Annotated in this window: 12 protein-coding genes; 7 read left to right on the top strand and 5 right to left on the bottom strand. The window is 61.9% G+C overall.

Annotated features, from left to right (window positions below; genetic code table 11):
* Positions 1–585: 585 nt before the first annotated feature.
* Both H1204_RS17850 and H1204_RS17845 read right to left on the bottom strand, forming a co-directional pair.
* Positions 586–1,428 (bottom strand): alpha/beta hydrolase, encoded by an 843-nt coding sequence (locus tag H1204_RS17850; protein ID WP_180732067.1) that lies wholly within the window; start codon positions 1,426–1,428, stop codon positions 586–588.
* Positions 1,425–2,459 (bottom strand): M14 family zinc carboxypeptidase, encoded by a 1,035-nt coding sequence (locus tag H1204_RS17845; protein ID WP_180732066.1) that lies wholly within the window; start codon positions 2,457–2,459, stop codon positions 1,425–1,427. Before H1204_RS17845 ends, H1204_RS17850 begins: the two co-directional genes overlap by 4 nt.
* Before the next feature lie 288 nt (positions 2,460–2,747).
* On the opposite strand from H1204_RS17845, the gene phnC reads away from it, so the two are divergent.
* From phnC to H1204_RS17825, 4 genes are all read left to right on the top strand, one after another.
* Positions 2,748–3,608 (top strand): phosphonate ABC transporter ATP-binding protein, encoded by an 861-nt coding sequence (phnC, locus tag H1204_RS17840; RefSeq protein WP_180732065.1) that lies wholly within the window; start codon positions 2,748–2,750, stop codon positions 3,606–3,608.
* A gap of 53 nt (positions 3,609–3,661) precedes the next feature.
* Positions 3,662–4,630 carry a phosphonate ABC transporter substrate-binding protein gene (gene phnD, locus H1204_RS17835; RefSeq protein WP_180732064.1) on the top strand — a complete coding sequence of 323 codons (969 nt, stop codon included), beginning with the start codon at positions 3,662–3,664 and terminating at the stop codon, positions 4,628–4,630.
* Positions 4,627–5,460 carry a phosphonate ABC transporter, permease protein PhnE gene (gene phnE, locus H1204_RS17830; RefSeq protein WP_180732063.1) on the top strand — a complete coding sequence of 278 codons (834 nt, stop codon included), beginning with the start codon at positions 4,627–4,629 and terminating at the stop codon, positions 5,458–5,460. Before phnD ends, phnE begins: the two co-directional genes overlap by 4 nt.
* A 950-nt stretch (positions 5,461–6,410) precedes the next feature.
* Positions 6,411–7,247 carry a DMT family transporter gene (locus H1204_RS17825; protein ID WP_180732062.1) on the top strand — a complete coding sequence of 279 codons (837 nt, stop codon included), beginning with the start codon at positions 6,411–6,413 and terminating at the stop codon, positions 7,245–7,247.
* A 14-nt stretch (positions 7,248–7,261) separates the two neighbouring features.
* Here H1204_RS17825 and H1204_RS17820 read toward each other — a convergent pair whose 3' ends face one another.
* Positions 7,262–8,818, bottom strand: coding sequence for a PLP-dependent aminotransferase family protein (locus H1204_RS17820; RefSeq protein ID WP_180732061.1), 1,557 nt, complete (start codon positions 8,816–8,818; stop codon positions 7,262–7,264).
* Positions 8,819–8,938: 120 nt separating this feature from the next.
* On the opposite strand from H1204_RS17820, the gene H1204_RS17815 reads away from it, so the two are divergent.
* The 3 genes from H1204_RS17815 to H1204_RS17805 all read left to right on the top strand — a co-directional run bounded on the left by H1204_RS17815 (position 8,939) and on the right by H1204_RS17805 (position 14,230).
* Positions 8,939–10,222: a 4-aminobutyrate--2-oxoglutarate transaminase gene (locus H1204_RS17815; protein ID WP_180732060.1), complete on the top strand. Its 1,284-nt coding sequence runs from the start codon at positions 8,939–8,941 to the stop codon at positions 10,220–10,222.
* A gap of 806 nt (positions 10,223–11,028) precedes the next feature.
* Positions 11,029–12,495: an NAD-dependent succinate-semialdehyde dehydrogenase gene (locus tag H1204_RS17810; RefSeq protein WP_180732059.1), complete on the top strand. Its 1,467-nt coding sequence runs from the start codon at positions 11,029–11,031 to the stop codon at positions 12,493–12,495.
* A gap of 664 nt (positions 12,496–13,159) precedes the next feature.
* Positions 13,160–14,230: an IS30 family transposase gene (locus tag H1204_RS17805; protein WP_180729620.1), complete on the top strand. Its 1,071-nt coding sequence runs from the start codon at positions 13,160–13,162 to the stop codon at positions 14,228–14,230.
* 104 nt (positions 14,231–14,334) lie between these two features.
* Here the strand turns inward: H1204_RS17805 and lipA are convergent, their stop codons facing one another.
* Positions 14,335–15,321: a lipoyl synthase gene (gene lipA / locus H1204_RS17800; RefSeq protein ID WP_180732058.1), complete on the bottom strand. Its 987-nt coding sequence runs from the start codon at positions 15,319–15,321 to the stop codon at positions 14,335–14,337.
* 2 nt (positions 15,322–15,323) lie between these two features.
* Positions 15,324–16,436 carry an acetoin dehydrogenase dihydrolipoyllysine-residue acetyltransferase subunit gene (locus H1204_RS17795; RefSeq protein WP_180732057.1) on the bottom strand — a complete coding sequence of 371 codons (1,113 nt, stop codon included), beginning with the start codon at positions 16,434–16,436 and terminating at the stop codon, positions 15,324–15,326.
* Positions 16,437–16,451 lie beyond the last annotated feature (15 nt).

Below are 16,451 nucleotides of genomic sequence, written 5' to 3'. Positions count from 1 at the left end.
TTTCGCGTTTGAAACGCACAAAGCGGCATTGCGCCGCTTTCGGAAAATGAGGGATTTTGCAATCGCTTTTAATTCAAACGATTAGCGGACATTACTAAGAAAAGACCGGAGATTTCAAAAACGTTTCTCTTTTGACGGGCGCGATTCTTGAGTGCCAGGATAATCCACCCCGGAACCCCAGCGATTTTTCGATAATGGCCGTTAGTGGCCTTGCGCACAGTGGCTTTGCGGCAGATTGGCGTTGGCGACACACAGCGCATCGGTGGCGTAAAAAACGTATCGTTTACGACCTTGCAAGCCGCACGCAGCCTTCATCCGCAAGTTTTTCCGCACTCTCCAGCGGGATGCGGAATTATTTTACAATTTCAGTATGTACCTAAATGCACCGAACCCCAATCAATTATCACACGTTAATGGCCCGCAGCATCAATTTGCCATTAATAGCGATACATGTCGATCAAAATAAAAACCCGCACGGCATTACTGCCAAAGGCAATGCGGCGATATTGCATTGCACTAATGCAGTGCATCAGTGGCGCGCATTTTTATTGCACCTGAAAGCTTAATGGGACATTTAATTATTGATTATTCGTCGGTTAAATCGGTTTGCTCATTTTCGAGGTCGGGATCGACGGTGGGCTGCACGAGCCAGGCGCCAATGCGTTCGACCGTCCACACGGGATCGTCGTGCGGCAAATCGTGGCCGGCCCACGCGTGCCGCCAGTGATCGGCGCTCCATGCCGCGGCCAGCGCCACTGAGCACGCGGGGTCGACCAGCCCGTCTTCCCGCGACGACAACACCAGCGTCGCGCACGCCGGCCGCTGCCGCCCGGCACTGAAGCGCGCGGCCGCGAGCAACTGACGCAGCGCGTTCGCCCGGCTGACGGGAGCGCTCTCGCGGATCGCGATCCATTCCTTCAGGTCGGCGTCGACCGTGTCGCGGTGATTGCAGGTCAGGCGATGAATCGCCTCTTCCGCGGCCCGCGCGTCGCGCCAATGCGAAGCAATGCGCGCCAGCCCCGGCCACGCCTGCGGGCGCAGCCGTTCGTCGAAGCGGCTGAACGGCCGCATGCTGGTGTTGATCAGCACGAGCCGCGCGATCTCGGCGGGATGACGTTGCGCCCAGCAGGTCGCGACCATGCCGCCCAGCGACATCGCCAGCACGCAATATGGTCCCGCCGCGCCGCTGGCGCCCGCCGCCGCGCGCACGAACTCGACCATCCCTGCGACATCCAGCGGCGCGCGCAGGCTCGCATATTCGCCGTTGCCGGGCAGGTCGATGGTCAGCAAGCGAGTGGCGGCGGCGTTCGCGGCAGACGCAGACGCGTGCGGGTTCGCGCCATCCAGCGCCGCGCGCAACATGTCGGGCAATGCGCCCCAGTGCCGTGCCTCGCGCGTCAGGCCGCGCAACAGGATCCACGTACTCATTGTTTGCCTGGCTTGTACCAGAGTTCCGTTGCGCTATCGAGCAACTGCTCGCGGCGGCTGCCTTGCGGCAGCCAGCGCTGCGACGCGTAGGCGGCGCGCGTCAGGAAATCGAGCAGGTTCGCGTGGCGCCGCAATACGCGTGCGGTGCGGTGCGCTTTCAGCGGGTTGAACATGCCCTGGCGTGAAAAGATCTGCCGGGGGTTTTTCTTGATCCATAGCCATGAGCCCAGTTCGAGTGTCATCGGCAGAAAGATGTTGGGCGGCGGCGCTCGATCGTACGCGTAGTCCCACAGATCGCCGTGCAGCAGATACTGATGGCTCTGCGGCTCGAACATGTAGCCGTGGTGCGGATGCGCGCGCTCGAACATCGTCTTCAACGCGTACATTTCCGGCAGATGCTGCATCGGGCGACGTGTCTTCGCGTACGGGAACCAGATGCTGTCGCTCCACCCGTAGCCCGAATGGCAATCGAGCGCGAACGACAGCGGCCGCGCCGCCAGTTCATCCGCGACGACGCGCAACAGCGCCTCCGCCTCCGCTTCCATCGGTGCGCCGCGCCGTCCGCGATACCACGGCAGCCACGAACCGACCCGCTGTCCACCCGCGAGCAAAGGCACGCGCTCTTCGGCGTCCTGCGGCGCGTTACGCATCAGATCGACGCCGTTCGGATTGGCGCGCGTCGCGGCCCACATTCCGCCTGGATTGACGATCGGGACGAAAATCAGGCGGATCGACTGAAGCTGGCGCACCAGCAGTTCGTCCCATTCGAGCCGCCCGAGCAGCGCGCGCATGTAGTCGAGCACGAGCTGCGTGCCGATCCGCTCGAGCCCGTGTATGCCGCCGAAGAAACCGATCGCGGGCGCCCGCGGATCGCGCGAGCCGATGCTCGCCGTCTGCACGGCAAAGGTCCTCCCGCGCACCTGCGTTTCGCATACGGAATGAATCTCGAAGCTGCCGCTGCCGACCTCGAGAATCGCCTGCAGTTCTTCGTACTCCGTAAACGTATCGGGCAAAAAGCTCAGAGCCTGCATGGGCTGCGCCGGTTGTGGTGTGAGGTTATTGGAGACGGCTCACGCGTGACGTTTCGAAACTATAGCGTTTCGTGCTTGCCAATGGATGACAGTGGGCCTGCGTCATTGCATTTGTCATATCGATGACACATTGTGCGATCCGGCACTGCGGCGCGCCGCACGCTGCCGTGCGAATCGATGAAAGATGTAGTCGTCTAGATGTTGCGACGCCTTCACTCAACCGTCACAGACGCTTTCTAGAATGTCCCACAACTTCCGGCATGCACCGGAGTCATCGACAGGACACACATGGAAGCAATCCGCATCGAACGCCTGAGCAAGACATTCGGCAACGGCCGCAAGGCGCTCGACGAAATCGACCTGCGCGTCGAGCAGGGCGAAATGGTCGCGCTGATCGGTGCCTCGGGTTCGGGCAAGTCGACGTTGCTGCGGCATATCGCGGGCTTCACGGTGTCGGATGCGCAGCCTTCGCAGATCGCGATACTTGGGCGTCCGATCCAGCAGAACGGCCGCATCGTGCGCGAAGTGCGCAGCATTCGCCGCGACATCGGCTTCGTTTTCCAGCAGTTCAATCTCGTGAACCGGCTGACGGTCGAAGCGAACGTGCTGATCGGCTCGCTCGCGCGCCTGCCACTGTGGCGCCGTCTCACGGGCTGCTTTCCGCGCAACGAACGCGCGCTGTCGATGTCGGCATTGAACGAAGTCGGCATCGGCGAGCATGCGCGCGAGCGGGCCTCGAACCTGTCGGGCGGTCAGCAACAGCGCGCCGCGCTGGCGCGCGCGCTCGTGCAGCAGGCACGCATCATTCTCGCTGACGAGCCGATTGCGTCGCTCGACCCGGAATCGTCGCGCCGCGTGATGGAGATGCTGCGCACGCTGAACATCGAGCATCGGTTGACGGTGCTGGTCTCGCTGCATCAGGTCGATATCGCGATGCAGTACTGCCAGCGCACGATCGCGATGCGCCGCGGCAAGGTCGTGTACGACGGGCCGTCTGCGGCACTCACGCCCGCGCTCTTGCAGAAACTCTATGGCGACGATGCGCGCGAACTGCTCGACGACAGTCAGCAGCCCGATAGCGCTGATCGTGCCGGTAGCGCCGCGCCTCGCGCGCGCGTGCTGCCGCTCAACACGGCGCGCTCGGCCTGATCCCCTTTCGGAAAGAAACGCTGTACCCGACTCACTCACCTGGAACAGAACTCATGAAATTTCTGCGCTCACTGCTCGCCGGCGTCGCCGCCGTGTCGGCATTCGCGAGCTTCGCCGCCCATGCCGAAGACCTGAATCTCGGCATTATCTCGACCGATTCGTCGGCCGTGCTCAAGCAGCGCTGGCAGCCGCTGATCGATGACATGAACAAGCAGACGGGGCTGAACATCAAGGCGTTCTTCGCGACCGACTACGCGGGCATCATCGAAGGCATGCGCTTCAACAAGGTGCAGGTTGCGTATCTCGGCAATGCGTCTGCGATCGAAGCCGTCGATCGTTCGAATGGCGAAGTATTCGGCAAGACGACCTATGCGAATGGCGACGCCGGTTACTACTCGGTGCTGATCACGAACGTCAACAGCCGCTTCAAGACGCTCGACGACGTGTTCAGGAACACGAAGGACGTAACGCTCGGCTTCGGCGATCCGAACTCGACGTCGGGCACGCTGGTCCCCGGCTACTACCTGTTCGCGCAGCACAACGCGCCCGTGCGCACGTCGTTCAAGACGGTGCTGCCGTCGAGCCACGAAGCGAACCTGCTCGCCGTCGTGAACAACAAGATCGACATCGCGACGAACAACACCGAGATGCTCGAGACGCTGAAGAAGCAGCACCCCGATCGCTTCGCGCAGGTGCGCGTGCTATGGCAATCGCCGCTGATTCCGTCGGACCCGCTCGTTTGGCGCAAGGATCTGCCCGACGCGACGAAGGAAAAGCTGCGTCAGTTCTTCTACAACTATGCGAAGACCGACCCGCGTGAAAAGGCCGTGATGGCGAACATCTTCAGCTATGGCGGCTTTGCGCCGTCGACGGATGCGCAGTTGCAGCCGATTCGCCAGATCAAGCTGTTCGAGCAGAAGCAGAAGATCGAAGCGGACGCATCGCTGTCGGATTCGGATCGCAAGACGCAGATGGCCGCCATCGATGCGAAGCTGTCCGCACTGAATGCGCAAAAGCAATGAACGCTGCCGACCTGAGCGCCGACCGCGCGACGCCGCCGGCCACGCCTTCGCGCGAGGTGCTGGCCGCGGCGGCGGGCAAGCGGAGCTGGATTTCGTTGCTTGGCTGGATCGTTGTGATCGGCGTGCTTGGCTTGTCGTGGCAAGCGGCCGACATGCGGCCGCTCGATCTGCTCACGGACTCGGGCAACATGGGGCAGTTCGCGAAGGACTTCTTCCCGCCTGATTTCACGGAATGGCGCACCTATTTGCACGAAATGGGCGTGACGCTCGCGGTCGCGGTGTGGGGTACGGCGCTGTCGATCGTGTGCGCGATTCCGTTTGGGCTGATGTCCGCGCATAACATGGCGCCTGCGTGGGTTGTGCAGCCGGTTCGGCGGTTGATGGATGCGTGCCGCGCGATCAATGAGATGGTGTTCGCGATGCTGTTCATTGTCGCGGTTGGGCTTGGGCCGTTTGCTGGTGTGCTTGCTTTGTGGGTGCATACCACGGGGGTGCTGGCGAAGCTGTTCGCCGAAGCCGTCGAGGCTATCGATCCGCGTCCCGCTGAAGGTGTGCGGGCTACGGGGGCTACCAGTCTTGATGAGATCGTGTATGGGGTGCTGCCGCAGGTTTTGCCGTTGTGGATCTCTTATGCGCTGTATCGGTTTGAATCGAATGTGCGGTCGGCGATGGTTGTTGGGATGGTTGGCGCCGGAGGCATCGGGGTTGTGCTTTACGAGTCGATTCGGTCGTTTAATTATTCGCAGACGGCGGCTGTTATGTTGATGGTCATCGTTGTTGTTACTGTTATTGATGTGGTCTCGGCCAGGTTACGGGAGCGGGTGATTTAGTTTTTTTTGCCTCCGGCGGGTTGGCTGTTCTGGCCTTTACGCTGGCATCTACGTTGTGGCTTTTCGCTGGCATCCGCGATGCGTTAGCGTGCTTCAAGCGTCGCCCCTGTGCGGGGCGGCACCTACTTTTCTTTGCCGCCGCAAAGAAAAGTAGGCAAAAGAAAGCGGCTCACACCGCCAGTTCTTGTGTTTGCCTGAGTGCCCCCAACCGGTTCCGCGCTTCACACGGCAATCACGTGACTCATGTTCGTTGCCAGCGCTCTTGCGGTGCGCCTCACCCGCTTCACGCCCCCGCGCTGCATCATGGCGTGCCAGATAGTCCACCGCCGCCCAGGTGGCAAACTGTGTGTAGGTTGTCGCGTCGTATAGCTTGGCGCTCTTACAGGGTGGGACGCATGCGCTATCGGTCCGAAGTGAGGCGTGCGAGGCACTACGGCCTACACACAATTTGCCACCTGGGCGGCACAAACCGTTCGCTGCCGCTAGCAGTGGTGCGGGTGTTTGAAGTGGGTGAGGCGCTCATTTATAGCGTTGGCAACGCAGGCGAACAAAGACGTTGCCGTGCGAAGCATAAGACCGGTTGGGGGCCCTCAGGCAAACACAAGAACTGGCGGTGTGAGCCGCTTTCTTTTGCCTACTTTTCTTTGCGGCGGCAAAGAAAAGTAGGTGCCGCCCCGCACAGGGGCGACGCCTGAAGCACGCTAACGCATCGCGGATGCCAGCGAAAGAGCGAACAAATCGAAACGCCCGCACCGCGAAGGCGCAAACGCGAATGCCCGCGCAAAGGCCAAAACACCAAACGGCGACGCTTAAAGCACAAAGGCATAACGCGAACGCCAGCGAAAACGAAAGCAAACCACCCCAGCGTCGCAGACAAAGATCCCAAAAATCCCCCACATCAACACAAAAAACCACATCTGCGGAATAATGTCGGCTTTAGCCCGACACCCATGGAATCCCTCATCGTCCTGCTCGTTCTTGTATCCGCCATGCTCCACGCGAGCTGGAACGCTTTCCTGCGCCTCGCCGAAGACCGCATCTGGCTGCTCGGCATGATGTCGATCCCCTACCTCGCCGTAAGCGCGATCGGCGTAATCACCCTGCCCCTGCCCGCGCCCGCCGCATGGCCTTACATAGCGGCTTCGGTGGTGCTGGAATTCGGCTATTGCATCGCGCTCGTGCGCGCCTACCGCAGCGGCGACTTCGGACAGATCTACCCGATCGCGCGAGGACTCTCGCCCTTGCTGGTGTTCGCCGGCGCGCTCGTATTCGCGCACGAAACCTTGAAGCCGCTCGCCGCAACAGGCGTCGCGCTGGTGTCGCTCGGTATCGTGTCGCTCGCGTTTCGCCGCAATATGCGCTTCTCCGGCGAAAGCGTGCCCTATGCATTGCTCACGGGTCTCTTTATCTCGGCATACTCCGTCGTCGACGGAATCGGCGCGCGCGTTGCGGGCAACGGGCTCAGCTACATCATGTGGGTCTATCTGCTGTGGAACGTGCCGCAGTTCCTGCTCGTGTGGCATTGGCGCGGCGGCGCAAAAGGACTCTTCACGTCGCGCGAAACGATGATGAAAGGCATGCTGTCAGGCGTGATCGCGTTGGTCGCGTATTGCCTCATCATCGAGGCGTATCGCTATTTGCCCATCGCGATGGTGTCCGCGTTGCGCGAACTCAGTTCGATTTTCGCGGTGCTGATCGGCTTCTCTTTCATGCACGAAAAGCTGACGGCGCGCCGCGTGTTCGCATGCACACTGGTCACGCTCGGCGCCGTGCTGATACGTCTGTAAAACGCGTCCGCGGCTCACGCGAAAAGCGGCAACGTCGCGTCGATCGCATCGGCGAGCGTGTCGAATGCGGGCGCGATCTCCTCGTCGGGCACGCACGCGTAGCCGATCAACAGCCCCGACTGCGAGCGCGACGGTTGCGCGTAATACCCCGACAACGGACGCACAACGATATTGCGTTCGAGCGCAGCCGCCGCGACGGCACGGTCATCCGTGCCTTCGGGCAGTTGCATCACGAGATGCAGGCCCGCGTCGCCGCCGACAGCCGGCAACGCATCGCCATAGCGCCGCGCGGCGGCGTCGAGCAAGGTCGAGCGGCGCTGCCCGTACAGCGTGCGCATCTTGCGGATGTGCGACGTGAAATGCCCCTCGGCGATGAACTCCGCGAGCATCGCCTGCTGCAACAACTGCCCTTCCCGATACAGCTCGGCGCTAGCCGTCGCGAAGCTCTCGGCCAGCGCCTCGGGCACCACGAGATAGCCGATTCGCAGCCCCGGAAACAGCGTCTTGCCGAAGCTGCCGACATAGATCACCTGCCCCGCCGTATCGAGCCCTTGCAGCGAAGCGAGCGGCCGGCTCCCGTATCGGTACTCGCTGTCGTAGTCGTCCTCGATGATCCAGCACTGGTTCTGCCGCGCGTATTCGAGCAGCATCCGCCGGCGCGCGAGGCTCATCACCATGCCGAGCGGGTACTGGTGCGACGGCGTCACGAGAATCAGCTTCGGCGGATGCGCGAGATCGTCGGGCGACGGGTTGATGCCTTCGTCGTCGACGGAAATCGGGCGCGACTTGAGGCCCGACACGTGCATCACGCTGCGCACGCCCCAATAGCACGGGTCCTCCGTCCAGATGACGTCGCCCGGATCGGACAGCAGACGCACGGCCAGATCGACGGATTGGTGAATGCCCGTCGTGATGATGATCTGCTCGGGCGTGCAGCGCACCGAGCGCGACGTGCGCAGATAGTCGGCCAGCGCGTGGCGCAGCAACGACAGGCCGCCGCCGGGCGCGTAGGTCAGCAGATCGGGCCGCAGACGCCGCCAGTACTTGTTGTGCAAGCGGCTCCAGACGCGCGCCGGAAAGCGCGTGACATCGGGCACGCCCGGCATGAACGCGCCCCACTGCCGCTTCGACACGCCCGCGCCCGCGATCAGCCGCGCGCCGCGCTGCGACAGCGCGCGCGCGGCGGGCTGTTGCGCGTGCGGCAGCGATTTCGAGTGCGGCGGCGGCAACGCCTGCTGCAACTGCTGCACGGGCGCGGAAACAGGTGCAGTCTGTCCATCTGGCGAGCCGACGATTTCATCCGGCGACGTATCGGCGACGAACGTGCCCCGCCCCGTCGCCGATGTCACGTAGCCCTCCAGCGCGAGCTGCTCGTAGACCTGCGTGACGGTATTGCGCGCGATGCCCAGCTCGTTGGCCAGCAGCCGCGACGACGGCACCTTGCTGCCAGCGGGCAGTTCGCGCGTCAGAATGGCCTGTTGCAGCAGCCGATGCAGTTGCCGGTAGATCGGCAGACCACTGCCGCGGTCCAGACGCTGGGCCAGCCAGTCGGACAAAACACTCGCGCGCATGAATTGGCTCCTGATTTTTTACCGAAATGGCTCTGAACTTTGGAGCCAAATCTGATTATAGTCGCTGCATGTGCTGCGATGAACGCGAGCGCCCGAACGAACCCCAAACAGGAGATCTCCGTGAAGAATGCTGAACTGAAAAGCCGCAAGGACGCCGCCACCCCGCGCGGCGTGGGCGTGATGTGCGATTTCTACGCTGCGCGCGCCGAGAATGCGGAGCTGTGGGACGTCGAGGGCCGCCGCTACATCGATTTCGCGGCGGGCATTGCGGTGTGCAACACGGGGCATCGTCATCCGAAGATCGTCGAGGCTGTGCGCGCGCAACTGGACAACTTCACGCACACCGCCTATCAGATCGTGCCGTACGCGTCGTATGTCGAACTGGCCGAAAAGATCAACCAGCGCGCACCGGGCGACTATCCGAAGAAGACGGCGTTCTTCACGACGGGCGCCGAGGCTGTCGAAAACGCGATCAAGATCGCGCGCGCCGCGACGGGCCGTCCGGGCGTGATCGCGTTCACGGGCGGCTTCCATGGCCGCACGATGATGGGCATGGCGCTGACGGGCAAGGTCGCGCCGTACAAGCTGAACTTCGGCCCGTTCCCGGCCGACGTCTTCCACGCACCGTTCCCGAATCCGCTGCATGGCGTGACGACGGCGGACTCGTTGAAGGCGATCGAATTCCTGTTCAAGGCCGACATCGATCCGAAGCGCGTCGCGGCGATCATTTTCGAGCCGGTGCAAGGCGAAGGCGGTTTCTATCCGGCGCCTGCGGAGTTCGTGCGCGCGCTGCGCAAGCTGTGCAACGAGCACGGCATTCTGCTGATCGCTGATGAAGTGCAAACGGGGTTTGCGCGTACGGGCAAGCTGTTTGCGATGCATCACTACGACGTCGTGCCTGATCTGATGACGATGGCCAAGAGCCTGGCGGGTGGGATGCCGCTGTCGGGCGTCGTCGGGCGTGCGGATGTGATGGATGCCGCTGCGCCCGGCGGGCTGGGCGGCACGTATGCGGGTAATCCTTTGGCAGTGGCTTCGGCGCTTGCCGTGCTCGATATCATCGATGAAGAGAAGCTCTGCGAGCGAGCTGTTTTGCTTGGCGACAAGCTGAAGGCGCGATTGACCGCGTTGCAGGCGGAAGTGCCGCAGATTGCCGATGTGCGCGGGCCGGGCGGTATGGTTGCTGTTGAGTTCTGTAAGCCTGGTACTTCCGATGCGGATGCTGATTTCACCAAGCGGGTGCAGGCGCGGGCTCTTGAGCGTGGGTTGTTGTTGCTCGTGTGTGGCGTTTATTCGAACGTTGTTCGGTTCTTGTTCCCGCTGACTATTCAGGAGTCTATTTTCGATGAGGCGCTTTCGATTCTTGAGGAAGTGCTGAAGGAGACTGTGGGCGTCACGGCCTGATTTTTTTTGCCTGCGGCGGCTTTTTTGAGGTCGCTGTTTTGTTTGTGTTTTGTTTGTCTTTGACGTTGGGTGGTTTGCTTGTTTTTTTCGCTGGCATCCGCGTTATGTCTTCGTGCTTCAGGCGTCGCCCCTGTGCGGGGCGGCACCTACTTTTCTTTGCCGCCGCAAAGAAAAGTAGGCAAAAGAAAGCGGCTAACACCGCCAATCCTTGTTCCTGCTTGAGGGCCCCCAGAGGGTCCTACACTTCACACGGCAACGCGCTAGTCAACGCTCGTTACCAACGCTTTGAATGGAAGCCTCACCCGCTTCAAACGCTCGCTTAAGAGCTGGCGGCAGCGAATGGTTTGTGCCGCCCAGGTGGCAAACTGTGTGTAGGCCGTAGTACTGCACGCACCTCACTCCGGAGCGATAGCGCACGCGTCCCACCCTGTAAGAGCGCTACCCTGTACGACGCGACAACCTACACACAGTTTGCCACCTGGGCGGCGGTGGACTATCTGGCACGGCATGCGGGATTGCGGGGGCGTGAAGCGGGTGAGGCGTACAGAGAGAACGTTGGCAACGCACGCGTACAGGTGCGTTGCCGCGTGAAGCGTAAGACCCTTCGGGGGCCCTCAGGCAAAAACTAGCGCTGGCGGTGTTAGCCGCTTTCTTTTGCCTACTTTTCTTTGCGGCGGCAAAGAAAAGTAGGTGCCGCCCCGCACAGGGGCAACGCCTGAAGCACGCTAACAAAACGCGGATGCCAGCGAAAAAACAAGCAAACCACCGGGCGTCGCAGACATCAAAAACCCAAAGGACGAATCAAAATGACTGACTTGCGTAGCAAACTAAAAGACCCTTCCCTGCTGCAAGGCAAGGCGTATCTGAATGGCGAATGGCAAGACGCCGACAACAAGGAAACGTTCGAGGTCTTGAACCCGGCAACGGGCGAACTGATCGCGCAGGTGCCGCGAATGGGCGCACAGGAAACCCGCCGCGCCATCGAAGCGGCCAACAAAGCCTGGCCAGCATGGAAAGCAAAAACGGGCAAACAGCGCGCAGAAATCCTCCGCAAGTGGAACGACTTGATGCTCGCGAACGCCGATGACCTGGCATTAATCCTGACCACCGAACAGGGCAAGCCCCTCGCCGAAGCAAAAGGCGAAATCGGCTACGCCGCCTCGTTCCTCGAATGGTTCGGCGAAGAAGCCAAACGCGTCTACGGCGATACGATTCCCACCGTTGCGAACGACAAACGCATCGTCGTTACGAAGGAACCCGTCGGCGTCTGTGCCGCCATCACGCCATGGAATTTCCCCGCTGCGATGATCACCCGCAAAGTCGGTCCGGCGCTCGCCGCTGGCTGCCCGATCGTCGTCAAGCCCGCTGAAGCCACCCCGCTCTCCGCGCTCGCGCTCGCCGTGCTCGCCGAGCGCGCGGGCGTGCCCGCCGGCATCTTCAGCATCGTCACCGGCGACCCGAAACCGATCGGCGGCGAAATGACCAGCAACGCGACCGTACGCAAGCTGTCGTTCACGGGTTCGACGGCAGTGGGACGTCTGCTGATGGCGCAGTGCGCGCCGACCGTCAAGAAGGTGTCGCTGGAACTGGGCGGCAACGCGCCCTTCATCGTGTTCGATGACGCCGATCTCGACGCGGCCGTCGAAGGCGCCATTGCATCGAAGTACCGCAACAGCGGTCAGACCTGCGTCTGCACGAACCGCTTCTACGTGCACGACAGCGTCTACGATGCGTTCGCCGAAAAACTCGCCGCAGCCGTAACGAAGCTCAAGGTCGGTTTCGGCACCGAGCAAGGCGTGCAGCAAGGCCCGCTCATCAATGAAGCGGCCGTGCTCAAGGTCGAATCGCATATCGAGGACGCACTCGGCAAAGGCGCGCGCGTCGTCACGGGCGGCAAGCGTCATGCGCTCGGTCACGGCTTCTTCGAGCCGACCGTGCTCGCCGATGTCACGCCGGACATGAAAGTCGCACGCGATGAAACCTTCGGCCCGCTCGCGCCGCTGTTCCGCTTCTCGTCGGATGCGGAAGTGGTCGAGATGGCGAACAGCACGGAATTCGGGCTGGCGTCGTATTTCTATAGCCGCGATATCGGTCGCATCTGGCGCGTGGCAGAAGCGCTCGAGTTCGGCATGGTCGGCATCAATACGGGAGCGATCTCGAACGAGGTTGCGCCGTTCGGCGGCGTCAAGCAGTCAGGGCTTGGGCGTGAAGGTTCCCATTACGGGATCGATGAATATGTCGTGATCAAGTACATGTGCATGGGCGGGGTTTGATTTTTTTGTCTGCGACGCTTTTTGGTTTTTGGTATTCGGCCGGGGTCGCAGGCATCCGCGTTTTGTTAGCGTGCTTCACGCGTCGCCCCTGTGCGGGGCGGCACCTACTTTTCTTTGCCGCCGCAAAGAAAAGTAGGCAAAAGAAAGCGGCTCACAACGCCAGTTCTTGTGTTCACCTGAGGGCCCCCAACCGGTCTTACGCTTCATACGGCAATCACGTGACCCATTTTGTTGCCAGCGCTCTGAATGTGCGCCTCACCCGCTTCACGCACCCGCGTTGCGGCACGCCGTGCCAGATCTTCCACGGCCGCCCAGGTGGCAAACTATGTGTAGGCCGTAGTACCTGACACGCCTCACTTCGGACCGATAGCGCACGCGTGCCACCCTGCAAGAGCGCTACCCTACACGACGCGACAACCGACACACAGTTTGCCACCTGGGCGGCACATACCATTCGCCGCCGCTTGGCGGAGTACGGGTATTCAAAGCGGGTGAGGCGTATAGAGAGAGCGTTGGCAACGCGCGTGAACGAGTGCGCTGCCGTGTGAAGCGTAAGACCCGTTGGGGGCCCTCAGGCAAAAACAAAAGCTGGCGGTGTGAGCCGCTTTCTTTTGCCTGGCGGTTTCAAGATGCAAGTGCAACACTTCCGTTTAGGATACGTTGCATGGGAAAAAACTACGAACAGCTGAGCGCCGAAGAGCGCGGTGTGATCTTTACAATGAAGTTTGAGGACAAGAGCACGCGCGAGATCGCGCGTGCTCTTGTGCGCTCACCCAGTACGATCAGTCGCGAACTGAAGCGCAATGACTGGAAACCGGCTCACGAGCGCGCAACGATGGGACGACCGCCGATCGCCGGCGGTTACAATTCAAGGCGTGCGGGTTTGCGGGCAGGCAGACTGCGGCGCAAGCCTCGGCGGGAACGCAAGCTGCACGTCGATGGGCCGCTGTGGCCGCAGGTGCGTGAACTGCTGGCCAAATGCCATTCACCCGAGCAGATCAGTGCGCAGCTGAAGCAGGCGCATCCGGATGAGCCCACCCTGAACGTGTCTCACGAAACCATCTATCACGCCATCTATGCCATGCCTCGGGGCGAGCTCAAACGCGAGCTGATCGCGCTGCTCAGACGGGGACGCAGCACGCGCAGACCCCGCTCGCGCGGCGAAGACCGGCGTGGCAAGCTCACTGACATGGTCAGCATCCATGTGCGCCCCCCGGAGGCGAACGAGCGGGTGCTTGCCGGACACTGGGAAGGCGATCTCATCAAGGGGGCAGGAAACCGCTCGGCGGTGGGCACGCTGATCGATCGCAGCACGCTGTTCCTGATGCTGGTCAAGATGGATGACAGCACGGCGGAAGCGGCGTTGCGGGGCTACAGCGCAGCGTTTGCGCCGCTTGACCCGGAACTGCTCAAGACGCTGACCTACGATCAGGGCAAGGAGATGGCACTGCACAAGGAACTGGCCAAAGCAACGGGCATGCGCATCTACTTCTGCGATCCACACAGCCCGTGGCAGCGCGGCATCTGTGAGAACACCAACGGTCTGTTGCGCCAGTACCTGCCCAAGGGCGCGGACCTGTCCGTGCTCTCGCAGCGCCAGCTCGACATGATTGCGATAGAGATGAACAACCGTCCGCGCAAGACGCTCGGCTGGAGAACGCCCGCGCAAGTCTTTATTGAAAACTGCAAGAAGCAGGGAATCGAAATCAACCCCGCTGTTGCACTTGGTCTTTGAAACCGCCCCTACTTTTCTTTGCGGCGGCAAAGAAAAGTAGGTGCCGCCCCGCACAGGGGCGACGCTTGAAGCTAGATAACAAATCGCGGATGCCAGCCACAAAATCAAGTAAGAACAGTATCCCCCGCATGATAAGAAGACCGCACCAACGGCCCCGACACGACCTCGCGAAACCCCAACTTCAACCCCTCCTCTTTATAAACAGAAAAAATCTCCGGCGCGACATAGCGTTTAACAGCCATATGAAACCTTGAAGGCGCGAGATATTGCCCAACCGTCAGCACGTCCACATCATGCGCACGAATATCCCGCATCGTCTCCAGAAGTTCGTCATCGCTTTCGCCAAGCCCGACCATCAAGCCCGACTTCGTGACCACTGAAGCATTCGCCTCCTTCACCCGCCGAAGCAACGTCAAAGAGCCGTGATAATCCGCGCCCGCACGCGCCGCGCGATACAACGAAGGCACCGTTTCAATGTTGTGATTGAAGACATCCGGCCACGCCGCCGACAACGCATCGAGCGCCCGCTCGACACGCCCGCGAAAATCCGGCGTCAAAATCTCGACGCGTATCCCCGGCACGCGCTCACGCAATAGCGCAACGCAGCGCGCAAAATGCGCCGCGCCGCCATCGCGCAGATCATCGCGATCCACCGACGTAATCACCACATACCGCAGCCCCAACGCGGCAACGGCATCGGCAAGCCGCGCCGGTTCTTCATCGTCGAGCGGCAGCGGGCGGCCATGCGCGACGTCGCAGAAGGCGCAACGCCGCGTGCAGATGCCGCCCATGATCATGAACGTCGCCGTGCGCTGCGCGAAGCATTCGCCGATATTCGGGCACATCGCTTCCTCGCACACCGAATGCAGACGATGCTCGCGCAAGATCGACGCCATGCCCGCCACCGTCTCGCTCATCATCGGCCGTGCGCGCAGCCATGCAGGCTTCGGCAGCGCGCCGCCCGGTTCGGGCAGCACGACCTTTACAGGAATGCGCGCGAGCTTGTCGCGGCTCCTCAGGCCGTGCTGCCCCAGCGCGGTGACGCTGTCGTGCGTGGACGTGTGCTCGAGCGTCTGCGGCGCGGCTTCCATCGTCAGGCTCCAAAGAAGTCGTTGAGCAGGCGGTTCACCTCCGATGCCGACTCCATCTGCACCATATGCCCCTTGCCCGGCAGCACATGCACGCGGATATCGCCGGGCAGCCCTTGCGCGTGGCTCGCGGGAATGATCTGGTCGAGTTCGCCCCAGATCACCAGCGTGCGCGGCGCGAGCTTGTCGATACGATCGCGATAGCTGCGCTGCTGCGCGCCATCCTTGAACGCCGACGCCGCGATCTTCTGCAAGCTCTCGCCCACGCCTTCGAGCCGCTTGTACTTGACGATATCCTCGACAAGTTGCCGCGTGACGAGCGAGCCATCGGCGAACAGTTTCGTCAGATGCGGCTTCAGCGTATTGCGGCTGTTGCCCGACACGAATCCGTCGATGTACTCGCGGTTGATCTCGTCGCCGAGACCCGCGCCCGCGATCAGCGAAAGCGACGCCACACGCTGCGGGGCTTTCGCTGCGACCGTCATCGCGACGAGACTGCCCATCGAATGCCCGACCAGATGCGCCCGTTCGATACCGCGATCGTCGAGAAACGCGATCACGCTGTCGGCCAGTTCGTCGGCGCTGCCCGACTCCACCGCTTTCGTCGATTCGCCATGACCCGGCAAATCCAGCGCATACACCGTGCGATGCGCGGCGAGGTCGGCGTGATTGAACAGCCAGTTGTTCAGATCGCCGCCGAACCCGTGGATCAGCACAGCAGGCGTGCCGCCGTCGCCGATCTTCAGGTAGCGAATGGTGCGCCCGCCAATCTGCGCTTTCTCCGGCTGCGGCCCGGCATCGGCGGAATCGGCGGCGAGCGGCACGAAGTCGCGCTGGAACGCTTCGACGGCCGCATCGATGTCCGCGTCCGCCTCCTGCTCATCGGCAACCACGCCGAGCAGCGCGCCGACGGGCAGCGTGTCGCCCTCCTGCGCGATCTGCCGGCGCAGCGTGCCGTTGAACGCGCACTCCACGCCCGAAGCAATCTTGTCGCTTTCGACATCGAGTACTTCGTCGCCCTTCCCGACCGTGTCGCCAATCGACTTCAACCAGCCGTTGACCTGCCCCTGCTGCATCGACAAGCCCCACTTGGGCATCGTGATCATGTGAATCGACATTGCTCAGTTCCTCGC

The organism is Paraburkholderia sp. PGU19 (assembly GCF_013426915.1).
GTDB lineage: Bacteria > Pseudomonadota > Gammaproteobacteria > Burkholderiales > Burkholderiaceae > Paraburkholderia.
The sequence above is the reverse complement of the archived record's forward strand: the minus strand, read 5'-3'. Positions and strand labels throughout refer to the sequence as shown.

Coding starts and splice junctions, on each gene's coding strand:
- H1204_RS17850 (WP_180732067.1), bottom strand. CDS start 1,428: ATGAGTACGTGGATCCTGTTGCGCGGCCTGACGCGCGAGGCACGGCAC.
- H1204_RS17845 (WP_180732066.1), bottom strand. CDS start 2,459: ATGCAGGCTCTGAGCTTTTTGCCCGATACGTTTACGGAGTACGAAGAA.
- phnC (WP_180732065.1), top strand. CDS start 2,748: ATGGAAGCAATCCGCATCGAACGCCTGAGCAAGACATTCGGCAACGGC.
- phnD (WP_180732064.1), top strand. CDS start 3,662: ATGAAATTTCTGCGCTCACTGCTCGCCGGCGTCGCCGCCGTGTCGGCA.
- phnE (WP_180732063.1), top strand. CDS start 4,627: ATGAACGCTGCCGACCTGAGCGCCGACCGCGCGACGCCGCCGGCCACG.
- H1204_RS17825 (WP_180732062.1), top strand. CDS start 6,411: ATGGAATCCCTCATCGTCCTGCTCGTTCTTGTATCCGCCATGCTCCAC.
- H1204_RS17820 (WP_180732061.1), bottom strand. CDS start 8,818: ATGCGCGCGAGTGTTTTGTCCGACTGGCTGGCCCAGCGTCTGGACCGC.
- H1204_RS17810 (WP_180732059.1), top strand. CDS start 11,029: ATGACTGACTTGCGTAGCAAACTAAAAGACCCTTCCCTGCTGCAAGGC.
- H1204_RS17805 (WP_180729620.1), top strand. CDS start 13,160: ATGGGAAAAAACTACGAACAGCTGAGCGCCGAAGAGCGCGGTGTGATC.
- lipA (WP_180732058.1), bottom strand. CDS start 15,321: ATGGAAGCCGCGCCGCAGACGCTCGAGCACACGTCCACGCACGACAGC.
- H1204_RS17795 (WP_180732057.1), bottom strand. CDS start 16,436: ATGTCGATTCACATGATCACGATGCCCAAGTGGGGCTTGTCGATGCAG.